Source organism: Caproiciproducens sp. CPB-2, assembly GCF_036287215.1.
In the GTDB taxonomy this organism is placed as follows: Bacteria; Bacillota; Clostridia; order Oscillospirales; family Acutalibacteraceae; genus Caproiciproducens.
In genome coordinates this window covers 222,855-243,168 of sequence record NZ_CP142860.1, presented here as the reverse complement: position 1 = coordinate 243,168, position 20,314 = coordinate 222,855, and the positions used below count along the sequence as shown (strand labels likewise).

The 20,314-nt window shown below is 55.5% G+C and carries 16 protein-coding genes; 9 read left to right on the top strand and 7 right to left on the bottom strand.

All coding sequences use genetic code 11. The annotated features are described in order from the left end of the window. Window position 1 precedes the first annotated feature (1 nt). Entirely contained in the window at window positions 2-973 is a 972-nt protein-coding gene (galT, locus tag VXK30_RS01170; RefSeq protein WP_275717741.1) for a galactose-1-phosphate uridylyltransferase, read from the top strand. Beyond that, window positions 970-1,965, top strand: a complete 996-nt coding sequence (gene galE, locus VXK30_RS01165; RefSeq protein WP_275717742.1) for a UDP-glucose 4-epimerase GalE — start codon at window positions 970-972, stop codon at window positions 1,963-1,965. The genes galT and galE overlap by 4 nt, the downstream gene beginning before the upstream one ends. A gap of 241 nt (window positions 1,966-2,206) precedes the next feature. Here galE and VXK30_RS01160 read toward each other — a convergent pair whose 3' ends face one another. From VXK30_RS01160 to VXK30_RS01130, 7 genes are all read right to left on the bottom strand, one after another. Further along, the gene (locus VXK30_RS01160; protein ID WP_275717743.1) at window positions 2,207-3,256 is read right to left on the bottom strand and encodes a galactose ABC transporter substrate-binding protein; all 1,050 of its coding nucleotides are present in this window, start codon (window positions 3,254-3,256) and stop codon (window positions 2,207-2,209) included. Window positions 3,257-3,268: 12 nt separating this feature from the next. After that, on the bottom strand, window positions 3,269-4,243 hold the full coding sequence (locus VXK30_RS01155) for a substrate-binding domain-containing protein (RefSeq protein ID WP_275717744.1): 975 nt from the start codon (window positions 4,241-4,243) through the stop codon (window positions 3,269-3,271). Further along, window positions 4,240-6,060, bottom strand: a complete 1,821-nt coding sequence (locus VXK30_RS01150) for a sensor histidine kinase (protein ID WP_275717745.1) — start codon at window positions 6,058-6,060, stop codon at window positions 4,240-4,242. Before VXK30_RS01150 ends, VXK30_RS01155 begins: the two co-directional genes overlap by 4 nt. 53 nt (window positions 6,061-6,113) lie before the next feature. Next, a complete protein-coding gene (locus VXK30_RS01145; protein ID WP_275717746.1) occupies window positions 6,114-7,718 on the bottom strand; it encodes a response regulator in 1,605 nt (534 codons plus the stop codon). A 148-nt stretch (window positions 7,719-7,866) separates the two neighbouring features. Next, the gene (gene mglC, locus VXK30_RS01140; RefSeq protein WP_442877874.1) at window positions 7,867-8,907 is read right to left on the bottom strand and encodes a galactose/methyl galactoside ABC transporter permease MglC; all 1,041 of its coding nucleotides are present in this window, start codon (window positions 8,905-8,907) and stop codon (window positions 7,867-7,869) included. 209 nt (window positions 8,908-9,116) lie between these two features. Next, the gene (locus VXK30_RS01135) at window positions 9,117-10,616 is read right to left on the bottom strand and encodes a sugar ABC transporter ATP-binding protein (protein ID WP_275717747.1); all 1,500 of its coding nucleotides are present in this window, start codon (window positions 10,614-10,616) and stop codon (window positions 9,117-9,119) included. A 113-nt stretch (window positions 10,617-10,729) separates the two neighbouring features. Continuing rightward, window positions 10,730-11,815: a galactose ABC transporter substrate-binding protein gene (locus VXK30_RS01130; protein WP_275717748.1), complete on the bottom strand. Its 1,086-nt coding sequence runs from the start codon at window positions 11,813-11,815 to the stop codon at window positions 10,730-10,732. Window positions 11,816-12,197: 382 nt separating this feature from the next. Between VXK30_RS01130 and VXK30_RS01125 the strand changes: the two genes are divergently transcribed. The 7 genes from VXK30_RS01125 to VXK30_RS01095 all read left to right on the top strand — a co-directional run bounded on the left by VXK30_RS01125 (window position 12,198) and on the right by VXK30_RS01095 (window position 20,314). After that, window positions 12,198-12,965, top strand: a complete 768-nt coding sequence (locus VXK30_RS01125; RefSeq protein WP_275717749.1) for a serine hydrolase — start codon at window positions 12,198-12,200, stop codon at window positions 12,963-12,965. A 200-nt stretch (window positions 12,966-13,165) separates the two neighbouring features. Then, window positions 13,166-14,260, top strand: coding sequence for a dipeptide epimerase (locus VXK30_RS01120; RefSeq protein WP_275717750.1), 1,095 nt, complete (start codon window positions 13,166-13,168; stop codon window positions 14,258-14,260). A gap of 132 nt (window positions 14,261-14,392) precedes the next feature. Next, window positions 14,393-16,249, top strand: coding sequence for a peptide ABC transporter substrate-binding protein (locus VXK30_RS01115; protein ID WP_275717751.1), 1,857 nt, complete (start codon window positions 14,393-14,395; stop codon window positions 16,247-16,249). Between the two features lie 144 nt (window positions 16,250-16,393). Continuing rightward, on the top strand, window positions 16,394-17,335 hold the full coding sequence (locus VXK30_RS01110) for an ABC transporter permease (RefSeq protein ID WP_275717752.1): 942 nt from the start codon (window positions 16,394-16,396) through the stop codon (window positions 17,333-17,335). Then, window positions 17,335-18,330 carry an ABC transporter permease gene (locus VXK30_RS01105; RefSeq protein ID WP_275717753.1) on the top strand — a complete coding sequence of 332 codons (996 nt, stop codon included), beginning with the start codon at window positions 17,335-17,337 and terminating at the stop codon, window positions 18,328-18,330. The genes VXK30_RS01110 and VXK30_RS01105 overlap by 1 nt, the downstream gene beginning before the upstream one ends. Before the next feature lie 12 nt (window positions 18,331-18,342). Then, window positions 18,343-19,383: an ABC transporter ATP-binding protein gene (locus tag VXK30_RS01100; protein WP_329493938.1), complete on the top strand. Its 1,041-nt coding sequence runs from the start codon at window positions 18,343-18,345 to the stop codon at window positions 19,381-19,383. Then, entirely contained in the window at window positions 19,376-20,314 is a 939-nt protein-coding gene (locus VXK30_RS01095; protein ID WP_275717754.1) for an ATP-binding cassette domain-containing protein, read from the top strand. The genes VXK30_RS01100 and VXK30_RS01095 overlap by 8 nt, the downstream gene beginning before the upstream one ends.

The following is a 20,314-nucleotide window of genomic DNA, read 5'->3' as shown; positions in this document are numbered from 1 at the left end:
CATGGCTGAGTTAAGATGGCATCCTTTGATCAAGGACTGGATTATGATCGCTTCCAACAGGCAGGGCCGCCCGCAGATGCCCAGGGATTACTGCCCGTTCTGCCCGAGCTTCGGCAATGTGCCGGACTACGAAGTAATGAAATACGACAACGATTTCCCCGCTCTTTCGCAGAACCCGCCGGAGCCGGACGACGTTGCGACCGGTTTCTTTAAAGTCCGGCCAAGCTACGGCAAATGCGAAGTGATCTTATACTCTCCCAACCATACGGCAACCCTGCCGGAGCTTTCCGACAGCCATATGAAGAAGCTGGTGGATTTGTGGTGCGAGCGCTTCAACGCGCTGCGCGCCGACGAAAAAATCAAATATGTGTTCCCGTTTGAAAACCGCGGGGAAGTGGTGGGCGTAACCATGCCGCATCCCCACGGCCAGATTTACGGCTACCCGTTCCTGCCAAAAAAGCTGGAACTTGAAACCAACGCGGCAAAAGAGTATTATGAAGAAAGGCACGAGTGTCTGTTCTGCGACATGCTCAAAAACGAGCGGAAAGAGGACCGGCGGATCATTTTCCACAACGAGCATTTTACGGTTTTCCTTCCGTTCTACAGCGAGTATCCCTACGGCGTATACATTATATCGAACCGTCATACGGAATATATGACGAATTTTACCGAAGAAGAAAAAGCGTCCCTCGGCCTGACCATCCGCGACACCGTCGGGATGCTGGACGCCCTGTTCCATTACCGGTTCCCGTATATGATGTGTATGCACAACGCTCCCGTCAACATGGGCGATTATTCAAAGGACTTCCATTTCCACATTGAGTTCTTCCCGCCGATGAGGAGCGCGGAAAAGCAGAAATTCAACGCCTCCAGCGAAACAGGCGCCTGGGCCTGCTGCAACCCGACCTGCCCCGAGGAGACCGCACAGGAGCTCCGCGAGGCATACAAACGTTATAAGGAGAATCAAAAATGAGAGTATTGGTTACCGGCGGCGCAGGGTACATCGGTTCCCACACCTGCATTGAGCTTTTAAACAGCGGATATGAAATCGTGGTAATGGATAATTACTGCAACTCCTCCCCCGACGTTTTAAAGATCGTGGAAAAGCTTACCAGCAAGACCTTTCCCATCTACGAATGCGACATGCTCGACTATGACGGGTTTGAAAAAATCTTTCAGGAAAACAAAATAGACGCGGTCATCCATTTTGCCGGACTCAAGGCGGTCGGCGAATCGGTCGGCAAGCCGCTGGAATATTACCACAACAATCTGGTGGGCACCATCAACCTGCTCCGCCTGATGAAGCGGTACGGGGTTTATCATCTGGTGTTCAGCTCTTCCGCCACGGTATACGGTATGAACAACACCGCGCCGTTCAAGGAGGATATGCCGCTTTCCACCACCAACCCCTACGGCACGACCAAGCTGATGATCGAAACCATGCTGAGGGATCTCTGCGCGGCGGAGCAGAACTGGAAGGTCGCGCTTCTGCGCTACTTCAACCCGATCGGCGCGCACCAAAGCGGCCTGATCGGCGAAAACCCGAACGGAATCCCGAACAACCTGATGCCATACATCATGAAGGTGGCGGTCGGCCAGCTTCCCTGCCTGAGCGTTTACGGCGACGACTACCCGACGCCGGACGGCACCGGCGTGCGCGACTACATCCACGTCTGCGACCTTGCCGTCGGACATCTGAAGGCGCTGGAGAAGCTGCCGCAGATCGACGGGGCGCAGGCTTACAACCTCGGCACCGGCAAGGGCAGCAGCGTACTCGACGTGGTCCACGCGTTTGAAAAGGCAAGCGGCAAAAAGGTCGCTTATAAAATTGCCCCGCGCAGAGCGGGAGATATCGCCGAGTGCTACGCAGACGTGTCCAAAGCGAAAAACGAGCTTGGCTGGGAAGCCCAATACGGCCTTGACGAGATGTGCCGCGACAGCTGGAACTTCATCAAAAACAAATAGGTACCGAATTCAACAGCGCCGGGGGAAGAAACCTCTCCGGCGCTGTTTTTTTATAAAACTCCCTCAGTCAGGCTGCGCCTGCCAGCTCCCTCACAGAGGGAGCCTTAAACCGATCCCCAGCCTCCCTCTTTGAGGGAGGTGGCGCGCCCGGCGCGACGGAGGGAGTCAATCACGCGTAACTGCTGAGAACATCGCCGTAGGCGCATGCCGACCGCATGGTCCGCTTCCCGACCGGCAGGGCCTACTCCTTCAGAATGCTCAGAATTTCGTCGGCGTTGCTCATTGTGACCGCGCGGTAGGGGATGCGGATATAATGCTCGTTCTGGATATTCAGCTTCGTGGACGGGCTTTCTCCGGTGGCCAGGGCGTAGGACAGATCGAAGATCGCTTTGGCCTGCCCCTGTGCGTCGTTGAAGACCGTGCCGAACATGCTGCCGTCCTTAATGGCGTTCAGGCCGCTTTCCGTCGCGTCGACCCCCACGATCACAGGATGCACCTTCGATTTGCTGTCCCTGATCGTGTCGATCGCGCCGAGCGCCATATCGTCGTTGTTGCAGAAAACGACTTCGATCCGGTCGCCGAATTTCGCGAGCCACTGGGTCATTTTCGCCGACCCCTGCGCACGCTGCCAGTTGGCGGTGTCGTTCGCCAGCTTCTCCACCTGAATTCCCGCGCTGGTAACGGCCTTAATGGAATATTCCGTTCTCAAAAGCGCGTCCTGATGCCCCTGCTCGCCCTCCAGCATGACATACTGAATCTTCCCGTCGCCGTTTTTGTCGATCCCGGCGCGGTTTTTCTGAAAGGCTTCCGCAATGATTTCTCCCTGCAGCCGCCCGGACTGGGCCGCGTCCGCTCCCACGTAATACGCCCGCTCCCACAGGCGGATATCCTCTTCCACCGGCTCCCTGTTGAAAAAGATCACCGGGATGTTGGCGGCCTTTGCCTTGTCCACGATCACCGCAGCCGCGGTACGGTCGACCATATTGACACAGATCACGTCGTAATTCTGGGAAATAAAGCTGTCCACCTGATCGTTCTGCAGCGCCTGGCTGGACTGTCCGTCCACCATATTGACCACGATTTTCTTGCCCGACTCGGTCTCCTTCTGCTTCGCCACCCTTTCCAGGCAGGTGCAAAGGCTCGCGACAAAAGTGTCGTCCTTGCGGTAAAGGGAAATCCCGATTTTCACCGTTTCCACCTTTCCCCCGCCCCTGCCCGAATCACAGGCGGCCAGAGGAAGCAGCATCGCGGCCGCCAGCGTAAAAGCCATGATTCTGATAAAGCTTTTCATATTTCTCCCCCATCATCTTACAAACGGAAAAAGCAGCCTTTGGTTGTCGGAATTATACATATTCTCGTGATTCACGATCGCGAAATTAATGCCGGCCTGACCGGCCGCCTGCTTGTTGCCGATTTTTTCCACCGCCGTACGGATGCTGATGTACCCTAAATTGTACTCGTTTTCCACCCCGAGGGAATTGATAATCTTTTCCTCCAGAAGGGAAACCACCGTATTCGTCCGGCCTATCCCATAAATCTGCACCTGGGCGCTCCCCGTCTTCAGAAGGTCCTTTTCCGCTTTCGCGGCTGCTTCCAGCGCGGACGCGTCCAGCGCGACCAGCGTATCGGCGCTGCTGGTCTGCAGCATTCCTTTGACCGTATCGTACGCTTCCTGGGAATCGTTGGGGATTTCCCAGTATTCCATATTGTCTTTGGAGGATTTGAGCGTCTGCAGCACGCCGAGGTAGCGCTGCTGGATATTGCTGGAATCCATGCTGTTGCGCAGAATGGCGATACGGCCGTGTCCACCCCCGTTTTTCAGGATCGCCTCCGCCAGAGCGCTGCCCAGCTTCTGATTGTCGCACGAAATGGTGGGCAGATCCTTGATGGTCGTCACCGTGGACTGCATGGCGACCACCGGAATGCCTTTCTGGGCCTTTTCAATCGGCTCCTTCAGATCCGTGGAATTGACGGGAGCGATCACAATGGCGTCCGCACCGTTCTTGATTTCGCGCTGGAGCAGGGAAATCTGTTCCCCCGCGTTGTTTTCCCCCGACAGGGTGATAAAGCTGACCTCCGCGTTAAAATCCCTTGCCGCCTGATCGATCCCCTGCTTGATGGTGGTGCTGCTCTCCGTGCTTTTGCTGCGCCAGATGACGGATATCTCGTAAGGGTCGCTGCTTTTCTTTTCAAAAAACCGATCCCGGTTCAAAATCAGAAAGGAACCCGCAAACGCGAGCAGAATCAGGATAAACACCTTTATTTTGTTTCTGGTCATTTGCTCCCGCCCCCTTCGTTTTCTTCGGCTTCCTCCATCGTTTTCAGCGGCAGATGGATTCTGGCGGTGGTTCCCTCGTCCGGTTCGCTGTAAATGGCAAGCCCGTATTCGCTGCCGAAATAGAGCTGAATGCGTTCCTTCACGTTTTTCAGCCCGATGCCCGAACCCTTCCCGCGCACCTTTGTGGTTTCCTGCGTCAGCAGCGCGTCCGCCTGTTCCTGCGGCATGCCGAGGCCGTTGTCGATAATATCGATATAGAGATCATTTCCCTCCCGGTAAGCTTTAATGCGGATTTCGCCGTCACCGCTCATAAATTCCATGCCGTGATAGATGGCGTTTTCCACCAGAGGCTGGACGATCAGCTTGATGGTGGCGCATTTCAGCGTTTCCGGCTCGGCTGAAATCTCGTAGCTGAATTTGTTTTTATACCGCATTTTCTGAATGGTCAGGTAGTTGCGCACGTGTTCCAGCTCGTCCGAAACGGTGATGATATTCTTCCCCTTGGAAAGGCTGATACGGAAAAGCCTTGCCAGCGCGGTTACCATGGTGACCGCGCCGTCGTACCGCTCGTTTTCAATCATCCAGATGATGGAATCCAGCGTATTGTAGAGGAAGTGGGGGTTGATCTGGGACTGCAGCGCGTCCAGCTCGCTCCTTCGCTTGGATTCCTGCTCCGCCACAATGTCGTCCATCAGCCGGCGCATCTGATCGACCATGGAGCGGATCGTCTTGCCCAGATGCTGCACCTCGTAGGAGCCGGAGACGGAGATATCCACCCCGCTCAGATTTCCCCGGTCAAGCTCCTTGACGGAAAGCTCCAGCTCCTTGAGCGGGTTGGCGATGCGGGACGACAGGAACATGTTGACGAAGATCATCAGAAAGATCGCAAAGAAGATAAAGAAGAGCGTAAAGAGCCGGAACTGCTGATAATCGGAGGTAATGTCCTGGGTGGGGGTGACGGCAATGATTTTCCAGCCGGTATACCCCGCGGTTTTGACCGTGACCAGCCGCTGCTGCCCCTCAAAGGTCTCGTTATGGTTTCCGTCGTCGTACCTGGCGGCGGCGTAGTTGTTTTCATGAATCAGATTGGAATAGATCAGCTGCTGGCGGGGGTGGTAGATGATCTCCCCGTTCCCGTCAATCAGATAGATATAGCCCGATTCGCCCAGATCGACATTTTTGCAGATCTGTTCGATCCCGCTGAAGTTCATGTCGACCAGCAGAACGCCGTGGGTGATCGAACCGGCGCTGGTCAGCTCCACCGAACGGCTGAGCGAAACGACCCACCGGTACTTGTTGTCCGGGTCCACAAACAGGTTCTGCACATGCGGCGTGGAAAAATGGCAGTTTTCAATCTTGCGCGCGGCGTTTTTAAACCAGTTTTCCCCGCTCACGTTGGCGGAGGGCTTCAGCTGCGTCAGCGGCTCGGCGGCAATGACCTCGCCGGAATTGGAGAACACGCCGATGCTGATGAGCAGGTCCCGGTTTGTCTCATAGAGCAGGCTCATATCGTTGCTGATATTGTCCGTAGCCAGATCGGCATTTTTGATCACGCGGTAATACATGGAGTCGGAAATGCGCATCATGTTGCGCAGATAGTTGTCCAGATTCAGGTTGACCTGGTCGACCATACGCGTGCTGTCGTCCGAGACCATTTCTTCGCTGGAGCTGATAAAACGCATGGAGAGGGAACCGCCGACAATCAGCATCCCCACCACCGAAACAGCGGTAAAAGTGATGGAAATAGTAAACTGCAGACTTTTTTTCTGCAGAAGCTGGGTTATTTTATCGATAAAGTCCCTTGCTTTTTTCCGCATCGTATCAACTCCAGGCCCGCCGCCGTAAAACGGCGCGGCATTTCGCCTACGCTTCAGTTGCTTCTGTATTTTGATGGCGACACACCAAATTTCTTTTTAAAGACATAGCTGAAATAGTTCGGCTCGGTATAACCCACCTTGCCCGCAATGACATAAGTTTTGTCTCCGGTGGTATTCAGAAGGTTGACCGCCTCCTGCAGGCGCACCTCCGTCAGATAAGCGACAAAGCTCATGCCGGTCTCCCGCTTAAAGACCGTCGAAAAGTAGGCGGGGCTGACGTGCAGAAACGAGCAGAGGCTTTCCACGGAAAGATCGCTGTTCTGATAATGCCCCGCAATATACTGCTTTGCGTTCTGCGCAAGCAGCTTGGTGGAATCCACGCGCTCGCGCTTGATCAGCGTGCTGATTTTGGTACAGGAATCCGTGCACCACTGCTTCATCTCAGCCGGCGAATGCAGGGACGCGATGGTGTTGACGTAATTGAAATCCACGCCGAAAATTTCTTCCGTGCTCAGTTCGTACGCGTGCATGACCTTCAGCAGGGAGGTCATCATCTCCATGACATAGATCTGATACTGGCTGAGCGGAAGCAGCAGCGTTTCAAAGCGCGTGAAAAGCGCGTTGATCCGGTCGGCGATTTCCTGCTCGGAGCCCATCTTGATCGCGTTGGTGATTTCCCGCTCGTCGTGCTCGTCGAACTGGAGCCGGACGGAGGTTTCCGGCTCGACATCCGCAATATAAATGGCCTTTCCGGAGCCCATGGCCGCGCTGTAGTCCAGCGCGTTCTGCGCTTCCCGGTAGGAATGGCGGATTTCCGTCAAAGTGGAACACACCGTGCCCACCCCGGCCATGACCTTCACGCCGAGAACCCGCTCAGCGGACTTGCACACCTGGTTCATTCCGTTAATCAGGGAATCGATGCCGCTTTCCGGCTTCAGCTCCGCAATGACCGCAACGCAGTCGGAGTAAAGAAAGCCCGTAAATCCACAGTAATTCCCCAGAATTTCATCCACGGTGCATTTCAGGGAGATCGGGATCAGCTCCTCTTCCCCGTGAAGGGCCGCGTCGGCCTTCGGCGCGGAATCCGCCCGGACAAGCGCAACCGCCCACTGGTCGGCCACCGTCAGGTCGATCTGCAGAAGCGGTACCTGCGCGCGCAGCCGCTCCTCGGAAATCCGGCCCTCGATCAGGCCGACCAAAAACTGCTCCCGCATGACGGGGAGGCTGTCCATATAATTTCTGCGCAGCGTTTCCACGTCGCGCTTTTCCGCGAACTCCCGGTCAAGCTGCTGCTTCAGCTTTTTCAGCGTTTCCGTCAGCTCATTGGAATTGATCGGTTTGAGGACGTATTCCGCCACATTGATCTTGATCGCCTTCTGGGCGTATTCGAAATCGTCGAACCCGGAAAAGATGATCAGCTTTGCCGACGGCAGGACCACCCGCAGGCGTTCCCCCAGCTCAAGCCCGTCCATAAACGGCATTTTAATGTCCGTCATGACGACGTCCGGGTGAAGATGCTCCGCCTTCTCCAGGGCTTCCAGGCCGTTTTCCGCGTCGCCGACAATGGTGTACCCCAAGCGGGCCCAATCTATCTTGCGAATAATGCCTTCTCGTATTTCTTCTTCGTCATCCACAAGAAGAACACGGTAAAGTGCCATAAAATTTTCACTCCAATCGGTACTGTAACTGTGACTATTGTACCATTTTTTTGCCGGATGTGCAATCGATAACTGAGCGCGAACGGCCCGCGCAGTTTTTCTGCACGGGCCGTTCGCGGGAATAGTATGAGACGTAAAAACGGAGAAATCATTTCTTTCTGTACTTGGAAAGATCGATTGCGACAGCGACGGCAATAATGATGCCCTTGATGATCTGCTGCCACATCGGGCTTACGTTGATGAACTGAAGGCCATACTGAATAACGGTAAAGATCAAAACGCCGGTTACAATCCCGCGGATCTTGCCGACACCGCCGTTGAGCGAAACGCCGCCGACCACACAGGCCGCGATGGCGTCCAGCTCATAGCCGTTGCCGTAGTTATTCGTAGCTCCCGCGGTTCTCGCCGCTTCCAGTACGCCGCCAACGCCGTAAAGGCCGCTGGCAAGAATAAAGATACACATGATGGTGGCAAATACGTTGACGCCCGAAACGATGGCCGCCTCGCGGTTGCCGCCGATGGCATAGACATTTTTGCCGAACACCGTTTTATTGAGTACGAACCAGATAATACAGGTGGTCAAAAGCGCAATCGGAATCAGCACGGAGAACCCGCCGAAAAAGGATTTGAACAGCTTTGTCTGGCCAAGCGCCGCAAAATCCGGGCGGATGCCGCCGATCGGCTGGGAATTGTTCGGGGGCAAATCGAAGTACAGGGAACACGCGCCGTAAATGATAACCTGTACGGCCAGGGTCGCGATAAACGGATGCATGTCGAACCGGGCGACCAGATAGCCGTTTAAAACGCCGAACAGCAGACACGCCACCACTGCCGCGACAATGGAAACGATCACCGGGATCTGCGGAAGATTGGGATAAAACCGGTTCGCGTAGGTTTCCGTCTGCATCAGCGATGTGGAAATGACCGCCGCAAGCCCGACCATACGGCCTGCGGAAAGGTCGGTGCCCGCAATCAGCAGGGTAAAGCAGATGCCCAGGGCGATAATCAGCCTTGTGGACGACTGCGTCATGATATCGAGCAGAACCTTGATCTGCATGAAACGGGGCTCAATAAAGATGATGACGACCACCAGCGCCAGCAGCGCGAGGATAATCGCGTTGTTTGTCAGGAAGGTCTTTGCCGCTTTTCCCGAAAGCACGACCTCTCCCAGACGCTCTGAGCTGAGCATCTGCATTCCCGCGTAAATACACAGGATGACGCCGATGCCGATCAGGATCAGAGGCATATCATACATTTTCTTGTTATAGACCGCAAGCTTCAGGACGGCGCCGATAGCCGCAACCACAAGGCCGACAACTATGTAAATGATGGCAAATTTTTGCCGGGGGATGACTTTCTCTCCTTGCATCATACGCAACCTCACTTTCAATTTTAACACTACTGGACGAATTTTGTCGCCAGGCGCATAACCTCGATCTGATTGGCTTCGTCACGGTTCAGCATTCCTGAAACCCTGCCTTCGCACATGACCATAACCCTGTCAGACATGCCCAACAGCTCGGGCATTTCGGAAGAAATCATGATGATTGATTTTCCCTGCCGGATCAAATCCAGCATAATCGTATAGATTTCATATTTTGCGCCGACGTCGATCCCGCGGGTCGGTTCGTCCAGAATCAGGATATCCGGATGCGTGAGCAGCCAGCGCGCGATCAGAACCTTTTGCTGATTGCCGCCCGACAGGTTCTGCATCAGGGTTTCCAGCGTGGGGGTCTTGACGTTCAGCTGCTGGTTGGCTTCCTTCGCCGCTTTCTGCCGCCGGCCCTGCTGGAGCACGCCGCTTTTCGCGTAATCCTTCTGGCTGGCGATGACCGTATTGTCCAGAACGGAAAGGATTCCAAACACGCCCGTTGCGCGGCGTTCCTCCGTTAAAAGTGCGATTCCGTGTTTTTTCGCGTCCGCCACGGATTTTACTTTGAATCCCTGGCCGTCCTTTTCCACCGTACCGGATTCAATGGCTCTCAGCCCGAACAGCGCCTCCACCAGCTCGGTGCGCTGCGCGCCGACCAGACCGCCGATTCCGAGGATTTCGCCCCTGTGCAGCTCAAAGCTGACATGCTGGAACGATTTGGGAAGAGGGGAGCACAGATCGCTGACCTTGAATACGACCTCGGATCCCGGGGTATGGGTCCTGGGGGGGAAGCGGTTTGTCATATCCCGGCCGACCATTCTGCTGATGATCAGGTCGGTGGTCAGCTCGCTGGAGGGCCATGTGCCGACACCCTGTCCGTCACGCATGATGGTGACCTCGTCCGCAATTTTCAGGATTTCCTCCATCTTATGCGATATGTAGATGATGGCGCAGCCCTTGGCCTTCAGCTGACGTATAATTTTAAAAAGATGTTCCGTTTCATTATCCGTCAAGGATGATGTCGGTTCATCCATGATAATTATCTTCGAATTGTAGCTGACAGCTTTCGCAATCTCAACCAGCTGCAGGTTGGAAGCGGAAAGGCTGCCGGCGAGTACCTCCGGATTGACGTCCAGGTCAATCTCCTTAAAAAGATCCCTGGTTTTGCGGATCATGGCCCTGCGGTCGACCGCAATTCCTCTCATCGGGAAACGCCCCAGCCAGATGTTTTCCATAACCGGCCTGAAACGAATGGGGTGCAGCTCCTGGTGAATCATGGATACGCCCAGATCGAGCGCCTGCTTTGAGCTTGTAATATTTTCCCTTTTCCCGTCCAAAACGATCTCTCCGTCGTCTTCCTGGTAGATTCCGAAAAGGCATTTCATCAGGGTGGACTTCCCGGCACCGTTTTCGCCCATCAGCGCGTGCACGCTGCCCGGCCGCACGTTCAGACTGACGTTGTCCAGCGCCTTTACGCCGGGAAACACTTTGGTAATGTTCTTCATCTCCAACACATATTCGCCCATACACCATTCCTCCTTTTTGCTAAAATCAACGGGGAACGCAAAGCGTCCGCTTCGTCATTCCCCGTTGAACAGTAACCCCTGAAACTACTAATTCAGCCGAGAATTAGTTGAAATTATTTCTGGAAATCTTTGTAGTTCTCAGCCGTTACCTTAACATAAGGAATCCATACATATTTGCCGTCCGTTACTTCGTAGCCGGCTGTTTCTTTGTTGATCTCTTTGCCCTGAGCGGCTGCAACTGCGATGTTCACGGTCGCTTTGCCCTGGTTCTCGCCGTCGTTCAGCACGGTGCCGAGCAGAGAGCCGTCCGCCATTGCTTCCAGTGCGGGAGCGGTAGCGTCAACACCGACGACCGGAATATACTTGGATTTGTCGCCCTTGTTGTAGCCCTGTGCTTTCAGAGCTTCGATTGCGCCGAGAGCCATGTCGTCGTTGTTGGCGAGAACGGCTTCGATCTTGTCAAGGCCCTGGGAGGAAATGAAGGTGTTCATCAGATCGGTCGCTTTTACTTTATCCCACATTGCGGTATCGGCAGCCAGTTTTACCGGCTCGAAGCCCGCGTCTTTAATCGCCTGTACGGAATACTGTGTGCGCAGCGTGGCGTCCTGATGGCCCGGCTCGCCCTGCAGCATCACATACTGGACTTTGCCGTCGCCGTTCTTGTCGGCGTCTTTATTCGCCTTGAAGTAATCGGCGATCAGTTCGCCGGACATTGTGCCGGACTGCTCCGCCTTTGCGCCTACGTACCAAACCTTGTCGTAGCTCTTCATGACGTCCGCTTCCGGCTCACGATTCAGGAACACGATCGGAAGGCTTGCCGCTTTTGCTTTTTCTACCAGCGGGGCGGCCGCGGTGCGGTCAACCGGGTTGACGGCGAGCGCCGTAACGCCCTTGGTGATAAAGGTATCGACCTGCTCGTTCTGGGTCGGCTGTTTGTTCTGGGAATCCACGATGTCGAGCTTCGCACCTAACGAATCTGACTGAGCAGTCATGTTATTGCGGACGCCCGTCATGAAAGTATCGTCGAATTTGTAGATGCAGACGCCGACGTTCACATCGGACGCATCCGCTTTGCTTTCCGCCGCGCTCTCCGCTGCTTTGCTCTCCGCCGCTTTGCTTTCCGCCGGTGCATTTGCGCAGCCTGCTGCTGCTGAGGCCATCATCAATGTGGCCAGAATCAATGCAACAATTTTCTTCATTGAAAAATCCCCTACTTTCTTTTTGATTGTTCTGTTCGCAAAGTCTTTATTTCTTGTGCTATTGCACAAATTTCAAGACGTTTGCATCGTTCTATTGGATAGTATAACTGCCGTAACCGAAAAAATCCATATGATTTTCTTTTCTCTTCTATTAAATTTCTTCACAGATTTCTCCAAACCGCAGGCGATTCCCTAAAATATATTGGTTATTTTTTATAAAAACTGGAAGAAAATTCAAAGAAAGCGACGGTTTTTGTGACCTGAACAGGAACGCGTCTCCTTTCCGCGGCCCAAGCATACCTCCCGACGAAATTTTTGTTGTGCCGGGCGGAGAAAACAGCTATAATAGGGAGGAAAAAATACGGGTTGGGAAGCGGAAAACATGAACGGACAGATCCTTGAAATTCTGAACGGGATCCCGGGCAAAACCGGATTCTATTATAAAAATCTGACGACCGGCGTGGAATGGGAGGTTCGCTCCGAAGAGCCGATGATCGCCGCGAGCGTCATCAAAATCCCCGTGCTGGCGGAGGTCTTCGCGCGGCTGGAAGCCGGCGCGGCCGACAAAAACGAGCTTTACCGGATTCGGGAGGAAGACAAGCTGCCCTCCTGCGGCGCGCTGAACTACATGCACACCGGCCTGGAAGTGACGCTGGAGGACCTATATACCTTAATGATCATTCTGAGCGACAACACCGCCACCAACCTGCTGATCAAAAAATTCGGCATGAAAAACATCAACCGGCGCATGCGGGGCCTCGGCCTGAACGTCACCACCGTCAACCGCCTGCTTTTTGACGCCGAAGCATCCGCGGCGGGCAGGGAAAACAGGATCTGCGCAAAGGAAATCGGCCTTTTGCTCGAGAAGATGTTCCGCGGGGAGCTGATTTCGCCGAAGGCCTCTCAGGAAATGATTTCCATATTGACGAACCAGCGCTTAAATGGAAAAATGCCGTTTCATTTCAAGGGAAAAGTCAAAATTGCGCACAAGACCGGCGAGGACGGCGGCATTACCCACGACGTCGGAATCGTGTTCGCGCCCCAGCCCTTTGTGGCGTGCTTCTGTTCGAACGAAACGGACGTTCCGCTCTTTGAAAGGGCAATCCAGGACATCACCAAGCTGCTGTACGACCTGCAGCCGGAATGCTGATCTTCAGGCCGGAAACGGGTTTTCGGGCGGATTTGATAACAAAGCTGTAATGAATTTCCTCCCGTTACAGGCGTCATTTTTTCCCTTTCTCACCTTTACAAAAATGCCTTACAGTGATATAATTACCGATGTATGAATTTTCATAATTGAAAAATTGCATTATTCAGAATAAATGATGGAATGCCGGAGGAGGCCCTTTCTTGAAAATAAAGGAAATAGAGATCGGCGAGATTTTTATCCCGCTGGCAACTCCCTTCAAAACCGCTCTTCGCACAGTGGAAAACGTGGAGGACATCGTGGTCAGAATTACCGCCGACACCGGGGAAGTCGGATACGGCGAAGCGCCGCCGACCGCGGTGATTACCGGCGACACGAAGGGCTCCGTCGTCTGCGCCGTCCGCGATTTTATCCGCCCGGCCATTCTGGGCATGGAAATCGAAAATATGGACGGAATCATGGAGAAGCTGCACTCCTGCATCCAGAAGAACACCAGCGCCAAGGCCTGTGTGGACATGGCGCTTTACGACCTGTACGGAAAACGCTACAAAGCGCCGCTCTACCGGCTTCTGGGCGGGTACCGCAAAGAGCTGGAGACCGATCTGACCATCAGCGTCAACCCGGTCGGCGAGATGGTGCGCGACAGCGTGGACGCGGTGAAGCGCGGCTACCGCATTTTAAAGACGAAGGTCGGCAAGGAAGGCGTAAAGGATATTGAACGCATCGCTGCCATCCGCGAAGCGGTGGGCAAGGACGTGAAAATCCGCGTGGACGCAAACCAGGGCTGGACCGCCAAGGAAGCCGTCCGCATCCTGACCGCGATGGAGGACCGCGGGCTGGACATCGAGCTGTGCGAGCAGCCGGTGAAGGCGCACGACCTCAACGGAATGCGCGCCGTGACGCAGGCTGTTTCCACCCCCATTCTGGCGGACGAAAGCGTGTTTTCCGCCGAGGACGCGGTGGAGATCATCCGCACGGGCGCGGCGGACCTGATCAATATCAAGCTGATGAAAACCGGGGGCATTTACGGCGCTCTGAAAATCTGCGCGATCGCGGAGACCTACGGCGTGGAGTGCATGATCGGCTGCATGCTGGAAAGCAAGCTGGCTGTCAGCGCGGCGGCGCACCTTGCCGCGGCGAAGGGCATTATCACCCGCGCCGACCTGGACGGACCGTCCCTGTGCAGAACCGACCCGTTTGAGGGCGGCCCGGATTTTCTGGAAAACCGGATCGTCATGAATGACCTTCCCGGTATTGGGATTCAGACCGTTCCCGCATTTAAAGAGGACGGTAAATAAGGCACCGGCCGTCCTTTTATCATAACAGGCAGCCTACAGCAATTCCATTTCAATCTGTGAAACGCAAGCTTGTTGCAGAATCAACCGGAAGTACTGTAGGGTCTATCATTAAGAGAGAAAAGAGGATAAACGATGAAAAAGCTGTTATCAATGCTGCTGTGCGCGGCCATGCTGCTCGGCACGCTGGCGGGATGCGGCCAGAAAGCCGGGGACTCGTCCGAAAACTACCGCAAGCTTTATTCCGAGGAATTCACGACCATGAATTATCTGATTTCCGGCAGCCAGACCGAACAGGCGGTCGCGGCCAACTGTGTGGACGGCCTGATCGAGTACGACAAGTACGGCGTCGTACAGCCCGGCCTTGCGGAAACATGGGAAACCAGCGATGACCAGCTCACCTGGACCTTCCACCTGCGCAAGGGCGTAAAATGGGTGGACAGCACCGGCAAGGAGGTCGCCGACGTGAAGGCGCAGGACTTCGTGGACGCCGCCCAGTATCTTCTGACGGACACCTATCAATCGGAAACCGCGAATATTTTTTACAGCGTGGTCAAAAACGCGGAGGACTACTATAATAAGAAGATCACGGACTTTTCACAGGTCGGCGTCAAGGCTGCCGACGACAGCACGCTGGTTTACACGCTGAAAAAGCCGACCCCGTATTTCCTTTCCATGCTTGTTTACGTCTGCTTTTTGCCGGCGAACGGCGATTTTCTGAAGGAAAAAGGCGCCAGTTTCGGAGTCGACAATACCAGCCTTCTGTACAACGGCGCGTATCTTCTGACCACCTATGAGCCCCAGGTCTCCCACGTCTATACCAAGAACGACAAATACTGGGATAAAGACAAGGTCTACATCGGCACCATTACCGAAACCTATAACAAGGAAAAGAACACCCTCGCGCCGGAGATGTATAAGCGCGGGGAAATCGATCAGGCCTATATTTCCTCCGATATTCTCGACCAGTGGATGAAAGACGATTCCACCAAGAATCTGGTCAGCCCGAGCCGCAGCCAGTGCTACTCCTACTTCTACGCCTTCAACTTCAATCCGAAGTTCGACGCGCAGTACGAGCCGGACAACTGGACCAAGGCCGTCAACAACGAGGATTTCCGCAAATCCATCTTCTACGGCCTTGACCGCATCAAGGCGCTTGCCGTCGCGGAACCGTACAATCCGGATAAACAGCTTCTGAACACGGTCACCCCGCCCGCTCTGGTCGATCTGGACGGTACGGACTACACCAATATCGGCGACCTGAAAGCGATCACCGCCCGCGATTCCTTCCAGGCGGACGAAGCCAAAAAATACGCCGAAAAGGCAAAAACGGAGCTGAAGGCCGCGGGCGCGACCCTGCCGGTCAAGATTCTGATGCCGTACAATCCGACCACCGCCAACTGGGATAAAGAGTGCCAGGTGGTCGAGCAGCAGCTCGAGGGCCTGCTCGGCAAGGATTACATCGATATTATCCCCGAGGCCGGCCCGTCGACCGGGTTCCTTTCCGCTACGCGCCGCGCCGGAAAATACGCGCTGATGAAGGTCAACTTCGGCCCCGACTACGCCGACCCGCAGACCTTTACCGACCCGTTCCAGCCGAACGACGCGAACGGCGAGGGCGGCGGCAACTACAACTGGCCCGAAAAGGCGCAGGGTTACACCGACGCCGACGGCAATAAGACCTACACCAACCTGTATAACGCCGCGATTGCGGAATCCACCGACCTCGACAAGCGCTACAACGCGTTTGCCAAGGCGGAAGCCTTCCTTATCAACAACGCGTTCGTCATTCCCTACGGCCTGAACACCGACGGATACCAGGTCACCAAGAGGAATGAATTCGATTACCAGTACGCTCCGTTCGGTGTTTCCATCCTTCGCTACAAGGGACAGCATCTGCTTGAAAAGCCCATGAGCATGGATGAATTCTACGCCGCGGAAAAGAAATGGGACGAAGAGCGCGCGGCCGCGCTTGCCAAAGCAAAGAAATAATGCATTCCTAAAAGGATAAACGAAAGAATAATGGCTCCGTTGAAGCGCGGCGGAGCCATTATTCCTATTTTTGATCGATAGGATATGAGAATGGGCATTCCGGGGAACGGCCATTCTCATATCCTGCCGCAAAGGAGCATTGCCATGTTAAAATACACAGCCAAACGGCTGGCACAGTCCCTGATCACCCTGTTTATCATCATCACCATTGTGTTTTCCCTGATGAGGCTGATGCCGATCGAGGGCTACTTCCAGAATTTCGACAAGCTGGATAAAAACCAGATTCACACCGCCCTGCAGAGCATGGGGCTTCTCGACCCGCTGCCGATCCAGCTCAAGAACTTCTACATCCGGCTTTTCCACGGCAGCCTGGGCAATTCGCTGATCTACCGCCCCAACGTGCCGGTCATGGAGATCATTGCGTCGAAAGCGCCGGTATCCGTCTATATGGGTCTCGCCTCCATGGCGATCGCCCTTTTGCTGGGCCTTCCGCTCGGCACCGCCATGGCGCGCAGCAAAAGCGGCTTCTGGGATAAATTCGGCACCGCGTTCATCGTATTCATCACCGCCGTACCCGCCGCCGTTTACTACCTTCTGGTACAGCTCTACTTTACCGACTGGCTCGGCCTGCCGATCCTGTTCAGCGCCGCGAACCCGGTCAGCTGGATCCTTCCGACCGTGTCGCTGTCGCTCGGCAACATCGCCTATTACGCTATGTGGCTCAGGCGGTACATGGTCGACGAGCTGAACAAGGATTACATACGGCTTGCGCGCGCGAAGGGCGTGGACAGCAAATCCATCATGAAGAATCACGTGTTCCGCAATGCGTTCGTGCCGATGGTGCAGTATCTTCCCACCTCCCTGCTGTACACCATCGCCGGTTCCATCTATATTGAATCGCTGTATTCGGTCCCCGGCATGGGCGGCCTTCTGGTCAACGTCATCCAGCGCCAGGACAACAACATGGTGCAGGCGCTGGTGCTGATCTACTCCGCGGTGGGCATTGTGGGCCTGCTGCTCGGCGATATCCTGATGAACCTGATGGACCCGCGCATCAGCTTTGTGAAAAAGGGAGGTGCACGGTAATGGCCCTGAGACACAGAAAATCCGCCGCTGTGGAAGACAGCATCAACCGGTCCCTCAAAGAGCTGAGCGACGACGAGCTGTTCACCTTTGCGGGCTTTGACGAGGCCGCCGCGGAGCGCTCCGGTTACTCGGACTACTCCTACTGGCGCTCCACCTTTCAGGTCTTTCTGAAAAACAGGGTCGCTCTGTCCCTGCTGATTTTAATAGGAGCCATCCTCCTGTTCACCTTTATCCAGCCGATGATCCCCGGCCAGCGCTCCGCGACGGAAATTTTCAACGGCGCAGACGGTTTGCAGCTGAGGAACCTGCAGCCCGGCGGGGAATTCTGGTTCGGCACCAACTCCATCGGGCAGGATCTGTGGAGCCGCGTCTGGAGCGGCACGCGCACTTCGCTGCTGATCGGTTTCGCCGTCGCGCTCAGCGAGGCGGTGCTCGGCATCCTGATGGGCGTTCTCTGGGGCTACGTCCGTAAGCTTGACCGGTTATTCACCGAAATTTACAATGTGCTGGACAATATTCCCCAGACCGTCGTCCTGATCTTGTTCTCCTACATTATGCGGCCCAGCATCCCGACGCTGGTGTTCGCCATGTGCCTGACCGGGTGGCTCGACATGGCGCGGTTTATCCGCAACCAGATCCTGATCATCCGCGACCGGGACTACAATCTGGCCTCCCGCTGCCTCGGCACGCCGACGCGCCGCATTATCCTGAAAAACCTGCTGCCGTATCTCGTATCCGTCATTATGCTGCGCATGGCGCTGGCGATTCCCGCCGCCATCGGCAACGAGGTGTTCCTCACCTATATCGGGCTGGGGCTTCCGGTCAGCATCCCGTCGCTCGGCAACCTCATCAACGAGGGCCGCGTGCTGATGACCTCCCCCGCGCTGCGGTACCAGCTGTTTTTCCCGGCAATCGCGCTTTCCGTCGTCACGATTTCGTTTTATATCATCGGCAATGCGTTCGCGGACGCGTCCGACCCGAAAAACCATGTTTAAGGAGGCTGAAGAATGGAACAGGAAGTCATTCTTTCCGTAAAAGACCTGGAAGTAAAATTCAATCTTCGCGGGCGCATTCTTCACGCAATCCGCGGAATATCGCTCGATCTTTATAAAAGGGAAAGCCTTGCGATCGTCGGGGAATCCGGCTCCGGCAAGTCCGTCCTGGTCAAAACCTTTATGGGCCTTCTGGATGCGAACGGCACGATTACAAACGGAGAAATCCTTTATGACGGCAAGGACCTGAGCAAGCTGAAAACCGAAAAGGAGTGGCTCGCGGTGCGCGGCAAAGAGATCGCCATGGTGCTGCAGGACCCGATGACCAGCCTGAACCCGCTCAAGACCATCGGCTACCAGGTCTGCGAGGCGGTCGAGCTGCATCAGGGGCTGAAAGGGGCCGAAGCGAAAGCGGCGGCGGTTTCCATTCTGGAGGACGTCGGCATTTCCGACGCCCAAAACCGGATGCACCAGTATCCCCATGAATTTTCCGGCGGCATGCGCCAGCGCGTGGTCATCGCCAGCGCCGTCGCGTGCAAGCCGAAAATCCTGATCTGCGACGAGCCGACCACCGCGCTGGACGTGACCATTCAGGCGCAGATTCTGAAGCTGCTCAAGGATTTAAAGGATAAATACGATCTGACGACGATTTATATTACCCATGACCTGGGCGTGGTCGCCAACGTGGCCGACCGCATCGCGGTCATGTACGCGGGCGACATCGTGGAAATCGGGAAATGCGAGGAAGTGTTCTACAATCCCCGCCACCCGTACACCTGGGCGCTGCTCTCCTCCCTGCCGCAGCTCGGCGTCAAGGGTGAAAACCTGTACTCCATCAAGGGCGCCCCGCCGAACCTGTTCACGCACATCGAGGGCGACGCGTTCGCGCCGCGCAACCCGCGCGCGCTGAAAATCGACTTTGTCAAGCGTCCGCCGTATTTTGACGTAAGCCCCACCCACAAGGCGCGCACCTGGCTGCTGGACCCGCGGGCGCCCAAGGTAGACCCGCCGGAAATCGTCCGGAATCTGCACCGGGAGGTGAGCGGCCATGCCTGAGAAAAAAACGCCGCTGCTGGAAGTAAAGGACCTTACCGTCACTTTTGGCACCAGAAAACAGAAATTTGTCGCCGTGGACGGCGTGAGCTTTTCGATTCAGGAAGGAGAAACCTTCGGGCTGGTCGGGGAATCCGGTTCCGGAAAAACGACCATCGGCCGCTCGATCATCCGGATCAACCCCACCTCCGGCGGGGAAATCCTGTATAAAGGCCAAAAAATAAACGGCCCGATTTCACGTGAGCTCGACCGCGAGCTGACGCGCCGCATCCAGATGATTTTTCAGGACCCGATGGCGAGCCTGAACGAGCGCGCCAAGGTGGACTATATCGTCTCGGAGGGCCTTTACAACTGCGGAAGGCACCTGAGCGAAAAGGAGCGGCGGGAGGAGGTCGACCGTGCGCTGACCGACGTGGGCCTGCTGCCCGAATTCGCCAGCCGGTTCCCGCACGAATTTTCCGGCGGGCAGCGGCAGCGCATCGGCATTGCGCGCGCGCTGATCATGCAGCCGGATTTTATCATTGCCGACGAACCCATCAGCGCGCTCGACGTTTCCATCCGCGCGCAGGTGCTGAACCTGCTTGCCGAGCTGCGGAAAAAGCGCGGGCTGACCTATCTGTTTATCGCGCACGACCTTTCCGTCGTCCGCTTTATTTCCGACCGCGTCGCGGTCATCCGCAAGGGCGTGCTGGTGGAGCTGGCCGAAACGGAGCAGCTGTTCGCCCGCCCGCTGCACCCCTACACCCGCGCGCTGCTTTCCGCGATTCCGCTGCCCGACCCGGCCGCGGAAAAGAACAAGCAGCTTCTGGTGTACGACCCCGAAATGCACGATTACTCGGTCGACAAACCGGTTTGGTGCGAAATTGAGCCCGGCCATTTTGTACTGGCAAACGAGCCCGAGCTGCAAGAGTACCGGAAACTATTGGAGGGATAA

What these genes read in the sequence shown, in the direction of transcription:
- galE (WP_275717742.1), top strand. Translation starts at nt 970, where the DNA reads ATGAGAGTATTGGTTACCGGCGGCGCAGGGTACATCGGTTCCCACACC.
- VXK30_RS01100 (WP_329493938.1), top strand. Translation starts at nt 18,343, where the DNA reads ATGGAACAGGAAGTCATTCTTTCCGTAAAAGACCTGGAAGTAAAATTC.
- VXK30_RS01145 (WP_275717746.1), bottom strand. Translation starts at nt 7,718, where the DNA reads ATGGCACTTTACCGTGTTCTTCTTGTGGATGACGAAGAAGAAATACGA.
- VXK30_RS01155 (WP_275717744.1), bottom strand. Translation starts at nt 4,243, where the DNA reads ATGACCAGAAACAAAATAAAGGTGTTTATCCTGATTCTGCTCGCGTTT.
- VXK30_RS01095 (WP_275717754.1), top strand. Translation starts at nt 19,376, where the DNA reads ATGCCTGAGAAAAAAACGCCGCTGCTGGAAGTAAAGGACCTTACCGTC.
- galT (WP_275717741.1), top strand. Translation starts at nt 2, where the DNA reads ATGGCTGAGTTAAGATGGCATCCTTTGATCAAGGACTGGATTATGATC.
- VXK30_RS01105 (WP_275717753.1), top strand. Translation starts at nt 17,335, where the DNA reads ATGGCCCTGAGACACAGAAAATCCGCCGCTGTGGAAGACAGCATCAAC.
- mglC (WP_442877874.1), bottom strand. Translation starts at nt 8,907, where the DNA reads ATGCTCAGCTCAGAGCGTCTGGGAGAGGTCGTGCTTTCGGGAAAAGCG.
- VXK30_RS01135 (WP_275717747.1), bottom strand. Translation starts at nt 10,616, where the DNA reads ATGGGCGAATATGTGTTGGAGATGAAGAACATTACCAAAGTGTTTCCC.
- VXK30_RS01150 (WP_275717745.1), bottom strand. Translation starts at nt 6,060, where the DNA reads ATGCGGAAAAAAGCAAGGGACTTTATCGATAAAATAACCCAGCTTCTG.
- VXK30_RS01160 (WP_275717743.1), bottom strand. Translation starts at nt 3,256, where the DNA reads ATGAAAAGCTTTATCAGAATCATGGCTTTTACGCTGGCGGCCGCGATG.
- VXK30_RS01110 (WP_275717752.1), top strand. Translation starts at nt 16,394, where the DNA reads ATGTTAAAATACACAGCCAAACGGCTGGCACAGTCCCTGATCACCCTG.
- VXK30_RS01115 (WP_275717751.1), top strand. Translation starts at nt 14,393, where the DNA reads ATGAAAAAGCTGTTATCAATGCTGCTGTGCGCGGCCATGCTGCTCGGC.
- VXK30_RS01125 (WP_275717749.1), top strand. Translation starts at nt 12,198, where the DNA reads ATGAACGGACAGATCCTTGAAATTCTGAACGGGATCCCGGGCAAAACC.
- VXK30_RS01130 (WP_275717748.1), bottom strand. Translation starts at nt 11,815, where the DNA reads ATGAAGAAAATTGTTGCATTGATTCTGGCCACATTGATGATGGCCTCA.